The sequence below is a fragment of the Variovorax beijingensis genome (genome assembly GCF_003951285.1).
GTDB classification, from domain to species: domain Bacteria; phylum Pseudomonadota; class Gammaproteobacteria; order Burkholderiales; family Burkholderiaceae_C; genus Variovorax; species Variovorax beijingensis.
Window position 1 is genome coordinate 1 of record NZ_RXFQ01000003.1, and the last position, 14,095, is coordinate 14,095.

A 14,095-nucleotide genomic window follows, 5' to 3' on the forward strand; every position below is an offset into this window, starting at 1 on the left:
GCAGCAGATCTCGCAGACCAGGCCGGGCGCTGTCGAGGCCGTGGGCATCCGCCGCAGCTATGCCTACGACAAGGCCGGCCAGTTGACGGCCATCGGCGACAGCCGCCGCGGCAACCTGAGCTACCGCTACGACCCCGTGGGGCGCCTGCTGGAAGCCCACAGCCGCCTGGGGCGCGAGACCTTCGCGTTCGATCCGGCGGGCAACATCGGCCACCCGTCCGACGACACCGGTGCCAACGCGCAGCCCGCCGGCCGCGTCACCACCCGCGTCGCGGTGCGCCTGGGCGGTGATGGCCGCAGCATGGCCGGCCGGCTGATGGATACCCGGGCATCATCGAACTTGCGAACGATCAAATCATTCAGGGAGTGCAATGCAAGAAGGGGAATCTGGCCAAATTCGAGGTTCCTCCAGATCCTCTTGATGCGATCGCCGAGTTTGGAAAGGAAGCGCCGGACGGCCCCAAAGCGAACTTCTGGCCCAGCCAATGGCGCTTCGTCGGTTGCGCAGACGGCGATCCCATTTTGGAATCGAAGCGTTGATCGGTTGCCGAATGCGACGCGTGCCCAGTGGAAAAAGACTCTACCCGCCATAAACAATGACCGCCCAACAAATCATCCTCGACCACGACAAATGGCGAAAAGGCCTCGGCGGTGCACCCGCGGGCCTGGCCGGCCAAAGCGACGCCAATGCCTACGCGGGGCTCGACCTGGAAACGGCGCAGTTCGCCGCGTCGTCCTTCTCGGGCAGCAGCTTCACGGACACGGTCTTCCGGCGCGCCGGCTGGACCGCCTGCCAGCTCGACGGCTGCAGCTTCACGCGCTGCAATTTCGAGCGCGTCGCCATGGCGGATTGCGTGTTCACGCGCTGCGCCTTCGACCAGGCGCAATTCAGCCAGAGCTCGCTTCGCGGCTGCCGTTTTGTCCAGTGCACCTGGAACGGCATGAATTTCGACGGCAGCGACTGGCGGAACGTGCAGGTGCTGGAGTGCAAGGGAACGGACGTGCATGCCAAAAATCTGCGCGGCGAGCAGGTCGACTTCACGAGCAGCTATTTCGAGCAGCTCGAATTCGAAGGCGCCGTGCTCAACAACAGCCGGTGAAGGGGCAAGGACGGGGACGCGATGCGAGCCCCTTCAACCCCGGGTTTTCGATAACTAAAACCACTTGATTTAGTCGCTCCCCTCATCGATAGTCTCCCTGCGTCCGGCCGCCGCTCCCTTGCACACGGGGCACGCGGCCGGTTATCCAGCCCTGCGGGCGCCTGCCGCCCGCCAAACGAACGTACGGAGACAACCCATGCTCAGCTCCCGCTCCATCCTGGCCATGGCGGCCATGTCCCTGGCTGCATCGTCCGCCGCCTTCGCCGCCGACCAGCCCGTCATCGGTCTGGTCACCAAGACCGAAACCAACCCCTTCTTCGTCAAGATGAAGGAGGGCGCGCAGGAAGAGGCCAAGAGGCTCGGCGCCAAGCTGCTTTCCGGCTCGGGCAAGGCCGACGGCGACAACGCGGGCCAGATCACCGCCATGGAAAACATGATTGCCGCGGGTGCCAAGACCATCCTGATCACGCCGAGCGACGCCAAGGCGATCGTGCCGGCCATCAAGAAGGCGCGCGACAAGGGCGTGATGGTGATCGCGCTCGACAGCCCGGCCGATCCGCCGGATGCGACCGACGCGCTCTTTGCCACCAACAACTACACGGCCGGCGTGCTGATCGGCGAATACGCCAAGGCCGCGATGGCCGGCAAGCCGGCCAAGATCGTCGCGCTGGACCTGCTGCCGGGCCATCCGGTGGGGGCGCAGCGGCACAACGGCTTCATGAAGGGCTTCGGCCTGCCGGCGAACGACGCCAAGTCGAACGAATTGTCGAAGGCGCCCGAGATCGTCTGCATGGCGGACAGCTTCGGCGACCAGGCCAAGGCGCAGACCGCGATGGAAAACTGCCTGCAGAAGGCGCCCGAGGTGAACCTGGTCTACACCATCAACGAGCCCGCCGCGGCCGGTGCCTACAACGCACTGAAGCGCGCTGGCAAGGAGAAGGGCGTTCTGATCGTCTCGGTGGACGGCGGCTGCCAGGGCATCAAGGACACCAACGCCGGCATCATTGCCGCCACGTCGCAGCAGTACCCGCTCAAGATGGCCGCCATGGGCGTGGCAGCGGGCGTGGAGTTTGCCAAGACGGGCAAGAAGGCTTCGGGCTACGTCGATACGGGCGTGACCCTGATCGCGGGCAAGAGCGTGGCCGGCGTCGACAGCAAGGACACCAAGACCGGTGCCGAGCTGTGCTGGGGCAAGAAGTAAGAAAGCCCGGAGCTTGCTGATGGCGAAATCTCCAACGCACCACATTCCGTGGGGCGCCCTGGGGCCGTGGCTGGCCCTGCTTGGCGCATGCATCTTCTTTGCGACCCAGTCCGACCGTTTTCTCACGGGGGACAACCTCTCGCTGATCCTGCAGCAGGTGATGGTGGTCGGCGTGATCGCCATCGGCCAGACGCTGATCATCCTCACGGCGGGCATCGACCTGTCGTGCGGCATGGTGATGGCGCTGGGCGGCATCATCATGAGCAAGTTCGCGACCGAGCTCGGGCTGCCGGTGCCGGTGGCCATTCTTTGCGGCGTGGGCGTGACGACGCTGTTCGGGCTGGTCAACGGCCTGCTGGTCACGCGCATCAAGCTGCCGCCCTTCATCGTGACCTTGGGCACGCTGAACATCGCGTTCGCGATCACGCAGCTGTATTCGTCCTCGCAGACCATCACGGACCTGCCCGCCGGCCTCACGGGGCTGGGCACCACCTTTGCCGTCGGCGGTGCCGCGGTGGCCTGGGGCGCGGTGCTGATGCTGGTGCTCTATGCGCTCGCCTGGTTCGTGCTGCGCGAGACGGCCGCGGGGCGGCACATCTACGCGGTGGGCAACAACGCCGAGGCCACGCGCCTGGTGGGCATTCCGACGCAGCGCGTGCTGCTGGGCGTGTACGTGGCGGCGGGCGCGCTCTACGGCATTGCCTCGCTGCTGTCGGTGGCGCGCACCGGCGTGGGCGACCCGAACGCGGGGCAGACCGAGAACCTCGACGCCATCACGGCCGTGGTGCTCGGCGGCACCAGCCTGTTCGGCGGCCGCGGCGTGGTGCTGGGCTCGCTGATCGGCGTGCTGATCGTGGGCGTGTTCCGCAACGGCCTCACGCTGATGGGCGTGTCGTCGATCTACCAGGTGCTGGTGACGGGCGTGCTCGTGATCCTGGCGGTGGCGGCCGATCAACTCTCGCGCCGGGGAGCCCGCTGATGAACACCGCCGCAAATCCAAAGATCGTGATGCAGGCCAAGGGCCTGGTGAAGCGCTACGGCCAGGTCACGGCGCTCGACGGTGTCGACTTCGAACTGCGCGAAGGGGAAATCCTCGCGGTGATCGGCGACAACGGCGCGGGCAAGTCGTCGCTGATCAAGGCGCTGTCGGGTGCCATCGTGCCGGACGAGGGCGAGATCCTGCTCGACGGCGAGCCGGTGCACTTCCGCAATCCGCTCGACGCGCGGCGCGCGGGCATCGAGACGGTCTACCAGGACCTGGCCGTGGCACCGGCCATGACGATCTACGAGAACCTCTTTCTCGGCCGCGAGCTGCGCCGCCCCGGCTTCCTGGGCAACATGCTGCGCATGCTCGACAAGAAGAAGATGCTGCACGAGAGCGCGGCCCGCATGGCGGACCTGAAAGTCGGCATCCAGTCGATGACGCAGGCCGTGGAAACGCTCTCGGGCGGCCAGCGCCAGTGCGTGGCGGTGGCGCGCAGCGCGGCCTTCGCGCGGCACGTGGTCATCATGGACGAGCCGACCGCGGCGCTGGGCGTGAAGGAGGGCAACATGGTGCTCGAGCTGATCCGCCGCGTGCGCGATCGCGGCCTGCCCGTGGTGCTCATCAGCCACAACATGCCGCATGTGTTCGAGGTGGCCGACCGCATCCACGTGGCGCGCCTGGGCAAGCGCGCGGCGGTGCTCAACCCCAAGAAGATCAGCATGAGCGACACGGTGGCCGTGATGACCGGCGCCATGACCGCCGACCAGCTGCCCGCGGAGGCGCATGCCTGATGCAGAAGCCGCTGCGCGCTCGCCCGACCTGTTGCGCCCGCGCGGCTCCAACCAGGTCGGCATGCGCCAGTTCAACGAGCGCGTGGTGCTGCAGGCGCTGCGCGTTCACACCAGCCTGCCCAAGGCCGACCTCGCGCGGCTCACCGGGCTGAGTGCGCAGACCATCGGGCTCATCACCGCGCGGCTCGAGGAAGACCAGCTGATCGTGAAGCAGAGCCGGGTGCGCGGCCGCGTCGGGCAGCCCTCGGTGCCGCTGGCGCTCAACCCGGACGGCGCCTTTGCGATCGGCATCAAGGTGGGCCGGCGCGGCGCCGAATGGCTGCTGATCGACTTCACGGCGCAGGTGCGCGAGCGCCATGCCATCAGCTACGACTTTCCGGATGCGGACGAACTGCTGCCCGCGATCGCCCGGCACATCCACCGGCTGCGCGACGGACTGGGGCCGCTGGCCGCGCGCAATGTCGGCGCCGGCCTGGCCGCGCCGTTCCTGCTTGGCGGCTGGCACCGCACGCTGGGCTTGTCGAAGGCGCAGTCGGATCTCTGGAACCAGATGAACCTGCTGGACGAGGTCAAGGCGCGCACCGATGTGCCGGTGAGCTTTGCGCGCGACACAGTGGCGGCCTGCGTGGCCGAGCTGGTCGGCGGGCGCGGCCATGACCTCAAGAGCTTTCTCTACATCTTCGTCGACACCTTCGTGGGGGGCGGGCTGGTCATCGATTCGCACCTGCACACCGGCGCGCACGGCAATGCGGGCGCGCTGGCCTCGCTGCCGATGCAGCCGGCGCAGGCCGGCCGGGGCGCGGCACTGCCGCCGCAGGTGATGGCCGAGGCCTCGCTGTGGGAGTTGGAGCAGCGCCTGCAAGGCGAGGGGCTCGACCCCACTGCCGCCTACGACGACCGCGCCCTGCAGGCGCCGTTCGCCGCCGCGACGCAGGCCTGGCTCGGCTCCGCATCGCTGGCGCTGGCGCACGCCATCGTCAGCAGCACGGCGGTGCTCGACCTCGCCGACGTGGTGATGGATGGATCGATGTCGCGCTCGCTGCTGCAAGCCTTGCTCGAGCAGACCCGCGCCGCGCTGGCCCGGTGCAACTGGGAAGGCCTGTGGCCGCCGCAGCTGCATGGGGGCAGGGTGGGTGCGCAGGCCTGCGCGCTCGGTGGTGCGATGCTGCCGCTGCACGCCAACTTCGCGCCGGACCACGACGTGTTCCTGAAGGCAGCCTGAGGGGCCGCCCGGGTGCGCCGACCGACTTCAGGCGCTCACGGCCTCGCCGCTGCGTGCAGGTTGCGCGGCAATCGCAGCGTGCTCGCGCTTGCGCCCTCGGGGCAGGGCCCATCGGAATAGACAGCATCGCCTTCGGGCATGACGCACTTTTGCACCTCGACGAAGGCTGGCGCGGCCTTTGCGGGCGGCTCTGCCGGGGCCGCCACGGGGGCGATCGCCGGGGCCTCGGAAGTTGCGTTCGCCGGCGGCGCGACGGGTTCTTCGGACGCGCGTGCCGTCGCACGCGGGGCCTCGACGGAGGCTGGCATGACCGCAGGGGGCAAGGCGGGCGCGCGCGCCGCGCTCTCGTGCACGAGGTCATTCAATGTCACGTAGAAGAGAGACACCGCCAGCAGCGCCACGCCAAGACACGGCGCCCAGTACCGTTCGGAGCCGGAACTGGATCGGGGCGCGGCGGCCCGCGACTTCAGCGCCGCAGCCATGACCAGCCCCCGGCTTGCAGTGTCCCGGCGAGCTTCGCGATGCCACCGGTGCCGCTCGCAGCCCGCGCGATCAGCGCGCCGCCGGCCGCGCCGGCAGCGATGCGCATGAGGAACGAGCGGCTGCGGCCCGCCGCCAGCAGAAGCAGCACGCCGGCGCCGAGCACGACGAGGTGCTCCCCGGGGTAGTCGGCGCGCGCGGCATCCACTTGCTTGAACTTGTCGATCGTCTGTTCCAGGCTCATGACCGAAACTCCTGGTTGGTGTCCGGCCATTCTTGGTGGCAGGCGCCGGGCATCGCTGTAGGCCTGCGCCATGTGCCGTGACGGAATCCGCCTCGAAAACGCCGCGGATAGAACCGCGCCTTGGGGGCAGGTGTCTCGATAATGCGTTCCCCTTGTCGAGAACCGGGAAAAAATGAGTGCCGCAGATTTCCTTTTCGCCCCCGAGGTGCAAAAGCTCTTGAGGGTCGCCTACGCGGCGCCCGACCAACCGTTTTCTTCCAGCGAGCTGGCCCGGCGATCGAAGCTCGCCCCCGACGACGTGGCGCGCACCCTGGAGCACCTGGTCGGCAGCGGCATCCTGAAGCGGCAAAAGCCGAAGGCGGACCAGGCCGATACCGTCTCTGTCGACCGCACGTTCATCTTTCACGACGAACTGCGCAGCATCGCGCTGAAGTCGTTCGCCGCCGCCGAACCGGTGCGCTCGATGCTGCGCACCAAGTTCAAGGATTCGGTCCTGCGCGCCTTCGTCCTGGGAGAGGACCAGGACGGCACCGTGGAGCTCCTCGTCGTGCACGGCCAGCTGACGCCCGACGAAGCCGCCATGACGGCCGCCTGTCAGAAACTGTCGAAGAGCATCCACCGCCACCTGAAGATGCACGTCATCTCGAACGCCAGGTTCAACAGCCTGACGCCGCGCGACCCGCTCGCGTCGAAGCTTGCGGCGCCCTCCGCGCTGGAGATCATTGCGCTCGGGGATACGAAGGCCCGACCGCCCGTCGAAAGGGCCGGCCTCCTGCAAAGCGCGAAGAAGAAGCTGGCCGCTCTGTCCCGCCCATCGGCGTGAGCGCGCCCCGGCCAGGCGGCCGCCGGGCTACTTGCCCTTGTCTCTCGCGGCCGCAAGGCCGCGGGCTTCGGCGATCAGCGGCTTCACGGTCTCGAAGGTCCTGTCGCCCGGGTTGATCACGCTGACCCAATACATCTTTGCGTACACCGGATGCGGCATCAGCCTGTCGATCGCGGTGAAGTCGACGCCGGCCGTCTCCTGCTCGCCGAACAGCGCGCGGAAGGTCTCCTTGCCGACGCCCACGTTGAGGCGGAAGACGCCGGGGCGATCGAGCTTCGAGGCGCTGTCGAACGCGCTGTCTTTCGTGACGATGGTGGCGAAGGGAAACTTGTTGTCCGCGCCGTGAAAGAAGAAGGTGTTGTCGTCGGCCACTTCGAAATGGCCGCCGCCGAGCGAGTCGATGATGTGTTGGGTGATGTCGTCTTCGGTCATGGAGATGCTTCGTGTGCTCAGGGCTTCCAGCGGCGCAGGCCGAGCTCGTCCGCGAGCGCCTGGTAGGTCTTGATGCGGGCCTGCACGTAGTCGTCGAGCGCAGCGCCGGTCAGCGCGAAAGGATAAAGGCTGTGCCGTTCGCGCAGTGCCGCGTAGCCGGGTGCGGCCGTGGCTTCGGCGAATGCGACGGTCCATGCGCGCACGGCCGCCTCGGGCACGCTGGCGCTGAGGTACAGGCCGCGCACGGTGGGCCAGACGATGTCCACGCCTTGCTCGCGCGCGGTCGGCACGCCGGCGAGCGCGCCGCCCAGCCTCGCCTCCGACAGCACCGCCAGCAGCCGCACCGCCGCGCCGCCCGCGATGGCCTGCAGCGCCTCGGCCGCATCGCCGGGGAACACGTCCACGTGCTTGCCCTGCAGCGCGCCGAGTGCATCGCCGCCGCCTTCGAAGGACACGAAGCGCATCGCCTTGTGATCGCGCCCCGCGGCGCGCACCAGCAGCGCGGCCTTCACCCAGTCCTGGCTGCCGACCGTGCCGCCCGCGCCGAAGGCCACGCGCGAGGGGCCTTGCCGCAGGACGGCGATCAGGTCCTGCAGCTGCCTGTAGGGCGAGTCGCGGTGTACGGCGATCACGCCGTAGTCGGTGCCGAGCGTGGCGATCCAGCGCACGGCCGACGGCGGATGGGGCCCGAAGCGGCCCTGTGCCAGGTTGAGCAACGAGCCGCTCGAGAACGCCACCAGCGTGCCCGGCCCGCCGAGCCGCCCGGTGGCGATGCGGTCGAAGGCCACGGCACCGATGCCGCCCGGCAGGTAGCGCTGGCCGAGCGGCGGGCGCGCCGGGCGCACCGCCTGCAGCGCGTCGCGCGCGAGGGCGCAGGTGAGGTCGAAGCCTCCGCCCGCCTTGGCGGGAATGATGCAGTCCGCCGCTGCTTCGGACGGATCGCCGGCGGATGCCTCGGCGGCGCGAAGGCTTGCGAGCAGCAGCAATGCCGACAATGCGCGAAGCGCATGGCGGCGGGTGGCAGTGGGGATCGGCATGGGCTGTGTGCGCAACGCGGGCAGTGGCTAGCCGGCGGCCGGCCGGGGCCACCAGATGATCGCATGCAGGCCCGTGCCCGCCTCGCGTGCTTCGAGCCGCAACTCGCCCCGGTGCCGCTGCGCGATGGAGCGCGCAATGGCCAGCCCCAGGCCGAAGCCGCCCTTGCCGGCGCGCGCGCCGCGGCGAAAGCGCTGGCCCAGCGCGGTGCGTTCTTCTTCGCTCAGGCCGGGGCCGTCGTCCTCGACGTTGAGGCTCCATCCGGCTGCGTCGCCCGCGGCAAAGAGCGTGATCGTTCCCTCGGCAGGGGTGTAGGCGATGGCGTTCGCCACCAGGTTGCCCAGCGCCTCGCGCATGAGCCCCCGGTCCGCGACCGCGAAGAACTCTGGCGCCGGCGCATGAATGCCCAGGTCGATGCGCTTGGCGCGCGCCAGCGGCAGCAGGTCGACGGCCACTTCGCGCAGCAGCGCCGCGAGGTCGAACTCGGCGGGCTCGACCGCCACGGTGTCGCTGCGGCCCAGCGCGAGCAGCTGCTGCGCGCTGCGCGTCGCGCGGCCGATCTCGGTGCCGAGGGCGTCGAGCGCGGCCTGTACCTGCACCGGGTCCTGTTCGCGCTTCGCGTAGTCGGCCTGCATCTGCAGCGTGGTCAGGTGGGTGCGCAGTTGGTGCGAGGCGTCGTCGAGAAACTGGCGCTGCTGCGTCACCAGGTCTTGCGTGCGCGACATCTGCTGGTTGACCGCAGCGACGAGCGGGCGCACTTCGGCCGGCAGGTCGGTCTCCGCGATGCGCGTCAGGTCGTCGGGCGTGCGGGCCTGCACCTCGCGCGCGAGCCGCGACAGCGGGCGCAGCGCCGCGGCGAGCGCGATCGCGGTGCCGCACAGCAGCAACGCGAGCACCAACCCGTCGCGCAACGCGGCGCTGCGCACGAAGCGCGCGCTGAACTCCTGCCGCGAGCGCGTGCTCTCGCCCACCTGGATCAGCACACTGCGCCCGCTGCTGCCGGCGGGCGCGCGGTCCAGGTCGCGCCGGTAGGCCGCAAGCCGCACGGCCTCGCCGAAATAGGTCGCGTCGTAGAAGGCCGGCACGCCCATCTTCAGTTCGGCGGGCGGCGCGGGCAGGTCGGCGCTGCCGAGCTCGACCAGCCCGTCGGAAGTCGCCACCCGAAAGAACACCTGACCGCTCGCCGTGAGCTCGAAGAACTCGAACATCGTGTACGGCAGCTCGACGGAGAGGCCGCCCGAGGCGGTCGAGATATTGGCGTCGATGGATTTGAGCGCGCCCAGCAGTGAGCGGTCGTAGGCCGCATTGGCCGCGGCCAGCGCGTCGTGCCGCGTCATCCACAGCTCGAGGCCGGTCACCACCAGCAGGGCGGGGAACAGCAGCAGCGCGAGCCGCTGCCAGAGACTCGCGCGCCTGAGCCGGTCGGCGATGCCCTGCATCACGCGTACTCAGTCCGCTTCCAGCACATAGCCGAGCCCGCGCAGCGTAACGATGCGGACCCCGCTGCCGTCGAGCCGCTTGCGCAGCCGGTAGACGAACACTTCGACCGCCTCGGGGTGCACCTCTTCGTCATCGGAAAACACCCGCTCGAGAATCTGCTGCTTCGAGAGCGGCTCGCCGCTGCGCTGCACCAGCACGCGCAGCACCGCCAGTTCGCGCGGCGACAGCGCCAGCGTTTCGCCGTTCAGCACGAACTGCCGGCGCGCGCCGTCGTACACCAGCGGGCCGCAGGCCAGGCGCGGATGCTCCACGCCCCGCGCACGCCGCACCAGCGCATGCAGCCGCGCCTCGAGCTCGGCCAGCGCGAAGGGCTTGGCCAGAAAATCGTCGGCGCCCGCGTTGAGCGAGGCGACGCGCTCGTTCAGCGAATCGCGCGCCGTGAGGATCAGCGCCGGCAGCCGCTGGTCGCGTTCGCGCAGCCGCTGCAACACCGTGTGGCCGTCCATGCCCGGCAGGCCCAGGTCGAGCACCAGCGCATCGTGGTCGCGCTGCTGCAGCGCCCGGTCTGCGAGCCGGCCGTCGTCCACCCATTCGACCTGGATGCCCGCATACTCCAGCGCCTTGCAGAGCCAGGTGCCCAGGGTGTGTTCGTCTTCGGCCAGCAGGATGCGCATGGCGCGATGCTAGGGCCTGGAACGCTCAATCCGGCTTGATGTTTGCCCTTGCGATCACCTTCTGCCAGCGCGCTTGTTCCGCGGCGATGAACTGCGTGAACTGCTCGGGCGTGCCGCCGATGGCTTCGGCCGCGTCGCCGGTCAGCCGCTGCATCGATTCGGGCGACTTCACGGCCTTCATCGTCTCGGCCGAGAGCTTGGCCAGGTTCGCCGGCTCGATGTTGGCCGGCGCGAGCATGCCGTACCACTGCGTCATCTCGAAGCCCGGGAAGCCTTGCTCGGCCACGGTGGCCACGTCGGGCAGCTGCGGCAGCCGCTTGGCCGAGCCGGTGGCGATGCAGCGCACCTTGCCGGCCTTGATGAAGGGAATGATCGCCGCGGCGCCGATGGCCGACGCGTCGAGGCGGCCGGAGAGCAGGTCGGTCACCATCGGACCCGTGCCGCGGTAGGGCACGTGCAGCATGAACACCTCCGCCGTCATCTTCAGGTACTCGAAGGCCAGGTGGCCCGCGCTGCCGTTGCCCGCGGAGCCGTAGCTCAGCTTCCCCGGCTTCGACTTGGCATAGGCGATGAACTCCTTGAGGTTCTTCGCCGGCACGTCCGGGTGCACCACGTAGAGGCTCGGCACCTTGGCCAGCAGGCTCACCGGCTTGAAGTCCTTGTTCGCGTCGTAGGGCAGCTTGGCGAAGATGTACGGGTTGACCGCCAGCGTGCCGATGTGCCCGAGGATCAGCGTGTGCTGGTCGGTGCTGCGCGCCACCTCGCTCATCGCGATGTTGCCGGCCGCACCCGGCTTGTTGTCGACGAAGACGCTCTGGCCCAGCGTGCGCGAAAGCTCGGCGGCGGTGGAGCGCGCGACGATCTCCGAACTGCCGCCCGGTGCGAAGGGCACGACGAAGCGGATCGACTTGCTGGGCCAGCCGGATTGGGCCGCGGCCAGCGAGGGGAGCAGGCCACCGAGGGCGAGCGCGGAGCCGCCCTGCAGCCATTGGCGGCGCGTGGGCTGCGGGTCGTTCAGGAAGTCGTCGAACATGGTGCTTGTCTCCATCGCTTGTTTGGGAAAGCCCGCATCCTGCCCGACGGATGCTGTCGGAAAGCTGTCAGTCAGATCAGGTTGCGCATGGCCTGCGCCGTTTCGCGCAGCACCGGCAGCACGCGCGCCACCGCATCCTCGGAGCTTTCATGGCCCATCGGCATCGTGATGTTGAGCGCCCCCACCAGCGTGCCGTGCCGGTCGCGCAGCGGCACCGCAATGCCGCGCGAGTTGAGGTCCAGCTGCTGTTCCGACAGCGCCCAGCCCTGTGCACGGATGCGCGCGAGCTCCAGCTTCATGCGCTCCATGCTTGCGATGGTGTGCGAGGTGAACACCTGCAGCTGCCGCGTGGCGAGCCAGTCGGCCAGCTCGGCGTCGCCGCGCAGCGCGAGCATCAGCATGCCCGCGGCCGTGACCTGTGCCGGCACCCGCGCGCCCAGCACGTAGCCGGTGCTCATGCTGCGGTTGGGGCCGTTGCGCGCGATGTAGACCACCTCGTCGCCGTCCATCACGCTGAGGTAGGCGATCTCGCTGGTGCCCGCGGCCACGCGCTGCAGAAAGGGCTGGACGATGCGCGGCAGCCGCGCCGAGTCGAGGTACGACTGGCCGAGCCGCAGCACGCGCGGCGTGAGCCAGAACAGCTTGCCGTCGCTGGCCACGTAGCCCATGTGCTGCAGTGTCAGCAGGTAGCGCCGCGCGGCCGTGCGCGTCATGCCGGTGCGTTCGCCGGCCTGGCTGGCGGTAAGGCGCGGATGGGCGTCGTCGAAGGCCTCGATGATGCTCACGCCGCGTTCCAGGCCGGCGATCCAGTCGCGCTTGTCGAGGCCGGCGGGCGCGGGAGAAAGATCGGTGGCATCGGTGCTCATGGCCCGGAGTGTGCCGTGCGGCGGGCGGTGCGGCGGCCCGGCCAGATCAGGACAAACCCTGTTTATGTACGATCATCGAACGAATAAGGACGATTGTCGATCGATCTGGACTTGATTCCTGAGCGAAATCCGCAGCGAGGTGGCTAAAGTTCGCCTTGGCAATGGCCCTGGAGCGATTGCCGTACAAAAAGAGGCAAGACATGACCACCTCCATCAGCGGCAGCACCCTGGCGTACCTGATTCCCGGCGACCCTGTGCGCAACGTGCGCCTGCCCCGGATGTTCAACGCCGCCTTCGAGCGCTTCGGCATCGACGCGGTGCTGGTGCCCGTGCAGGTGCCGCTGCGCGATTTCGCGGTGTTCTTCAAGTCGGCGTTCCTCGCGCGCAACGTGCGCGGCATGGTGATTGCGCCGCCGCACAAGCCGCTGGCGGTCGACCTGCTCGACGGCTGCGGCCTGTTCGGCCGCGTGGCGGGCTCGGTCAACGTGGTGCGCCGCATCGAGAACAGCGAGCTGGAGGGCGACCTGTTCGACGGCGAAGGCCTGCTGGGCGCGCTCGATCACTTCAATATTCCGTTCCGCGGCAAGCGGGTGCTGATCCTGGGCGCCGGCGTGAGCGCCGCGGCCATCGGCGTGGCGCTGGCCGAAGGCGGCACGGTCGACGGCGCCGAACACATCGCGTTCTACGACACCTCGGCCGGCAGGGCGGCCGGCGTGGCGGCCAAGCTCGACGCCTTCTTCGATGCCAACGTGGTGGCGGTCGACAGCAATGCGCCCGAAGGCTACGACCTGGTGATCAACGCCACGCCGCTGGGCCTGGACGAGGCCGACGCGCTGCCCGTCGATGTCGCGCGCATGGACTCCCATGCCGCGCTGTTCGACATCCTGCTGCGCAACCAGCCGACGCCGCTGGTGCGTGCCGCACGCGCGCGCGGCCTCAATGCGCAGGCCGGCTTCGAGATGCTGATCCAGCAGATGCCGCACTACTTCGGGTACTTCGGCCACAAGGATGCGGCCGAAGCGCTGCGCAAGGATGCGGATTTCCTGCGCGAACTGATCTATCCGCCGGCCATGCACGCCGAGATCACCCAGCCCCTGCGCTACCAGTCCCCGAGCGTGGCTTGACAGAGGGACCGCGGCCCGGTGGGCTGCCGGGCTCGAAGCGATCGGCATGGGAACCAATTTTCAAGGAGGAGACGCAATGACAAGGATTTTCGACGGCTACTGCAAGTTGCTCGATGCGCTGATCGCGCTGGCGCTTGCCATCATGGTCGTGCTGGTGTTCGGCAACGTGGTGCTTCGCTACGCCTTCAATTCGGGCATTACCGTGTCGGAGGAAGTGTCGCGATGGCTCTTCGTGTGGGTCACGTTCCTGGGGGCGGTGGTCGCGGTCAAGGAGCGCGCGCACCTGGGCACTGACTTCCTGGTGGCCCGCCTGCCGGTGCTGGGCAAGAAGATCTGCCTTGTCGTGAGCCATCTGCTCATGCTGTATGCGACCTGGCTGCTGTTCAGCGGCAGCCTGGCGCAGGCGAGGATCAACTGGGACGTGGAGGCGCCGGTGACCGGCGCATCGACCGCGATCTTCTACGCCTCGGGCATCGTGTTCGCGGCCTCGGCGGCGGTGTTCCTGCTGAGCGACCTGGTGCGTGCGCTCACCGGCCGGCTGAGCGAAGAGGAGCTCGTGATGGTGCAGGAGTCGGAAGACCTTGCGCAGCTCCAGCGCGACGAAGCGGCCGAGCGGGCCGCGCACGACAAACGCTGAGCGCCGGA

The 14,095-nt window shown here is 68.9% G+C and carries 16 protein-coding genes and 1 pseudogene; 9 read left to right on the plus strand and 8 right to left on the minus strand.

The features are described from left to right. From EJO66_RS33450 to EJO66_RS05470, 6 genes and pseudogenes are all read left to right on the plus strand, one after another. A pseudogene (locus EJO66_RS33450) lies at positions 1-322 on the plus strand (hypothetical protein); the annotation flags it as partial. 274 nt (positions 323-596) lie between these two features. Continuing rightward, positions 597-1,100 (plus strand): pentapeptide repeat-containing protein, encoded by a 504-nt coding sequence (locus tag EJO66_RS05450; protein WP_124958297.1) that lies wholly within the window; start codon positions 597-599, stop codon positions 1,098-1,100. 196 nt (positions 1,101-1,296) lie between these two features. Then, positions 1,297-2,301, plus strand: coding sequence for a sugar ABC transporter substrate-binding protein (locus EJO66_RS05455; protein ID WP_125964732.1), 1,005 nt, complete (start codon positions 1,297-1,299; stop codon positions 2,299-2,301). A 19-nt stretch (positions 2,302-2,320) separates the two neighbouring features. Then, positions 2,321-3,280, plus strand: coding sequence for an ABC transporter permease (locus EJO66_RS05460; RefSeq protein WP_124958295.1), 960 nt, complete (start codon positions 2,321-2,323; stop codon positions 3,278-3,280). Beyond that, positions 3,280-4,077, plus strand: a complete 798-nt coding sequence (locus EJO66_RS05465) for an ATP-binding cassette domain-containing protein (protein WP_124958294.1) — start codon at positions 3,280-3,282, stop codon at positions 4,075-4,077. The genes EJO66_RS05460 and EJO66_RS05465 overlap by 1 nt, the downstream gene beginning before the upstream one ends. Beyond that, positions 4,070-5,299: an ROK family transcriptional regulator gene (locus EJO66_RS05470; protein WP_124958293.1), complete on the plus strand. Its 1,230-nt coding sequence runs from the start codon at positions 4,070-4,072 to the stop codon at positions 5,297-5,299. The genes EJO66_RS05465 and EJO66_RS05470 overlap by 8 nt, the downstream gene beginning before the upstream one ends. A 35-nt stretch (positions 5,300-5,334) precedes the next feature. On the opposite strand, the gene EJO66_RS05475 is transcribed toward EJO66_RS05470, so the two are convergent. Both EJO66_RS05475 and EJO66_RS05480 read right to left on the minus strand, forming a co-directional pair. Further along, on the minus strand, positions 5,335-5,781 hold the full coding sequence (locus EJO66_RS05475; protein ID WP_125964733.1) for a hypothetical protein: 447 nt from the start codon (positions 5,779-5,781) through the stop codon (positions 5,335-5,337). Further along, a complete protein-coding gene (locus EJO66_RS05480; RefSeq protein WP_124958291.1) occupies positions 5,766-6,023 on the minus strand; it encodes a hypothetical protein in 258 nt (85 codons plus the stop codon). The genes EJO66_RS05475 and EJO66_RS05480 overlap by 16 nt, the downstream gene beginning before the upstream one ends. 172 nt (positions 6,024-6,195) lie before the next feature. On the opposite strand from EJO66_RS05480, the gene EJO66_RS05485 reads away from it, so the two are divergent. Continuing rightward, complete coding sequence (locus EJO66_RS05485) at positions 6,196-6,846, plus strand: hypothetical protein (protein WP_124958290.1); 651 nt, start codon at positions 6,196-6,198, stop codon at positions 6,844-6,846. Positions 6,847-6,873: 27 nt separating this feature from the next. On the opposite strand, the gene EJO66_RS05490 is transcribed toward EJO66_RS05485, so the two are convergent. The 6 genes from EJO66_RS05490 to EJO66_RS05515 form a co-directional block, all read right to left on the minus strand. After that, the gene (locus tag EJO66_RS05490; protein ID WP_124958289.1) at positions 6,874-7,278 is read right to left on the minus strand and encodes a DUF6194 family protein; all 405 of its coding nucleotides are present in this window, start codon (positions 7,276-7,278) and stop codon (positions 6,874-6,876) included. A 17-nt stretch (positions 7,279-7,295) separates the two neighbouring features. Next, on the minus strand, positions 7,296-8,315 hold the full coding sequence (locus tag EJO66_RS05495; RefSeq protein WP_125964734.1) for a tripartite tricarboxylate transporter substrate binding protein: 1,020 nt from the start codon (positions 8,313-8,315) through the stop codon (positions 7,296-7,298). A gap of 27 nt (positions 8,316-8,342) precedes the next feature. Then, entirely contained in the window at positions 8,343-9,752 is a 1,410-nt protein-coding gene (locus EJO66_RS05500; protein ID WP_125964735.1) for a sensor histidine kinase, read from the minus strand. A 9-nt stretch (positions 9,753-9,761) separates the two neighbouring features. Next, positions 9,762-10,427 (minus strand): response regulator, encoded by a 666-nt coding sequence (locus EJO66_RS05505; protein ID WP_124958286.1) that lies wholly within the window; start codon positions 10,425-10,427, stop codon positions 9,762-9,764. A 25-nt stretch (positions 10,428-10,452) separates the two neighbouring features. Beyond that, positions 10,453-11,460 carry a Bug family tripartite tricarboxylate transporter substrate binding protein gene (locus EJO66_RS05510; RefSeq protein ID WP_125964736.1) on the minus strand — a complete coding sequence of 336 codons (1,008 nt, stop codon included), beginning with the start codon at positions 11,458-11,460 and terminating at the stop codon, positions 10,453-10,455. A 71-nt stretch (positions 11,461-11,531) separates the two neighbouring features. Continuing rightward, positions 11,532-12,326, minus strand: coding sequence for an IclR family transcriptional regulator domain-containing protein (locus EJO66_RS05515; RefSeq protein WP_124958284.1), 795 nt, complete (start codon positions 12,324-12,326; stop codon positions 11,532-11,534). Positions 12,327-12,526: 200 nt separating this feature from the next. On the opposite strand from EJO66_RS05515, the gene EJO66_RS05520 reads away from it, so the two are divergent. Together EJO66_RS05520 and EJO66_RS05525 are read left to right on the plus strand one after the other, a co-directional pair. Beyond that, entirely contained in the window at positions 12,527-13,450 is a 924-nt protein-coding gene (locus EJO66_RS05520) for a shikimate dehydrogenase family protein (RefSeq protein WP_124958283.1), read from the plus strand. Positions 13,451-13,526: 76 nt separating this feature from the next. After that, positions 13,527-14,087, plus strand: coding sequence for a TRAP transporter small permease (locus tag EJO66_RS05525; RefSeq protein ID WP_124958282.1), 561 nt, complete (start codon positions 13,527-13,529; stop codon positions 14,085-14,087). Positions 14,088-14,095: the final 8 nt, after the last annotated feature.

Coding starts and splice junctions, on each gene's coding strand:
- EJO66_RS05450 (WP_124958297.1), top strand. CDS start 597: ATGACCGCCCAACAAATCATCCTCGACCACGACAAATGGCGAAAAGGC.
- EJO66_RS05455 (WP_125964732.1), top strand. CDS start 1,297: ATGCTCAGCTCCCGCTCCATCCTGGCCATGGCGGCCATGTCCCTGGCT.
- EJO66_RS05460 (WP_124958295.1), top strand. CDS start 2,321: ATGGCGAAATCTCCAACGCACCACATTCCGTGGGGCGCCCTGGGGCCG.
- EJO66_RS05465 (WP_124958294.1), top strand. CDS start 3,280: ATGAACACCGCCGCAAATCCAAAGATCGTGATGCAGGCCAAGGGCCTG.
- EJO66_RS05470 (WP_124958293.1), top strand. CDS start 4,070: ATGCCTGATGCAGAAGCCGCTGCGCGCTCGCCCGACCTGTTGCGCCCG.
- EJO66_RS05475 (WP_125964733.1), bottom strand. CDS start 5,781: ATGGCTGCGGCGCTGAAGTCGCGGGCCGCCGCGCCCCGATCCAGTTCC.
- EJO66_RS05480 (WP_124958291.1), bottom strand. CDS start 6,023: ATGAGCCTGGAACAGACGATCGACAAGTTCAAGCAAGTGGATGCCGCG.
- EJO66_RS05485 (WP_124958290.1), top strand. CDS start 6,196: ATGAGTGCCGCAGATTTCCTTTTCGCCCCCGAGGTGCAAAAGCTCTTG.
- EJO66_RS05490 (WP_124958289.1), bottom strand. CDS start 7,278: ATGACCGAAGACGACATCACCCAACACATCATCGACTCGCTCGGCGGC.
- EJO66_RS05495 (WP_125964734.1), bottom strand. CDS start 8,315: ATGCCGATCCCCACTGCCACCCGCCGCCATGCGCTTCGCGCATTGTCG.
- EJO66_RS05500 (WP_125964735.1), bottom strand. CDS start 9,752: ATGCAGGGCATCGCCGACCGGCTCAGGCGCGCGAGTCTCTGGCAGCGG.
- EJO66_RS05505 (WP_124958286.1), bottom strand. CDS start 10,427: ATGCGCATCCTGCTGGCCGAAGACGAACACACCCTGGGCACCTGGCTC.
- EJO66_RS05510 (WP_125964736.1), bottom strand. CDS start 11,460: ATGTTCGACGACTTCCTGAACGACCCGCAGCCCACGCGCCGCCAATGG.
- EJO66_RS05515 (WP_124958284.1), bottom strand. CDS start 12,326: ATGAGCACCGATGCCACCGATCTTTCTCCCGCGCCCGCCGGCCTCGAC.
- EJO66_RS05520 (WP_124958283.1), top strand. CDS start 12,527: ATGACCACCTCCATCAGCGGCAGCACCCTGGCGTACCTGATTCCCGGC.
- EJO66_RS05525 (WP_124958282.1), top strand. CDS start 13,527: ATGACAAGGATTTTCGACGGCTACTGCAAGTTGCTCGATGCGCTGATC.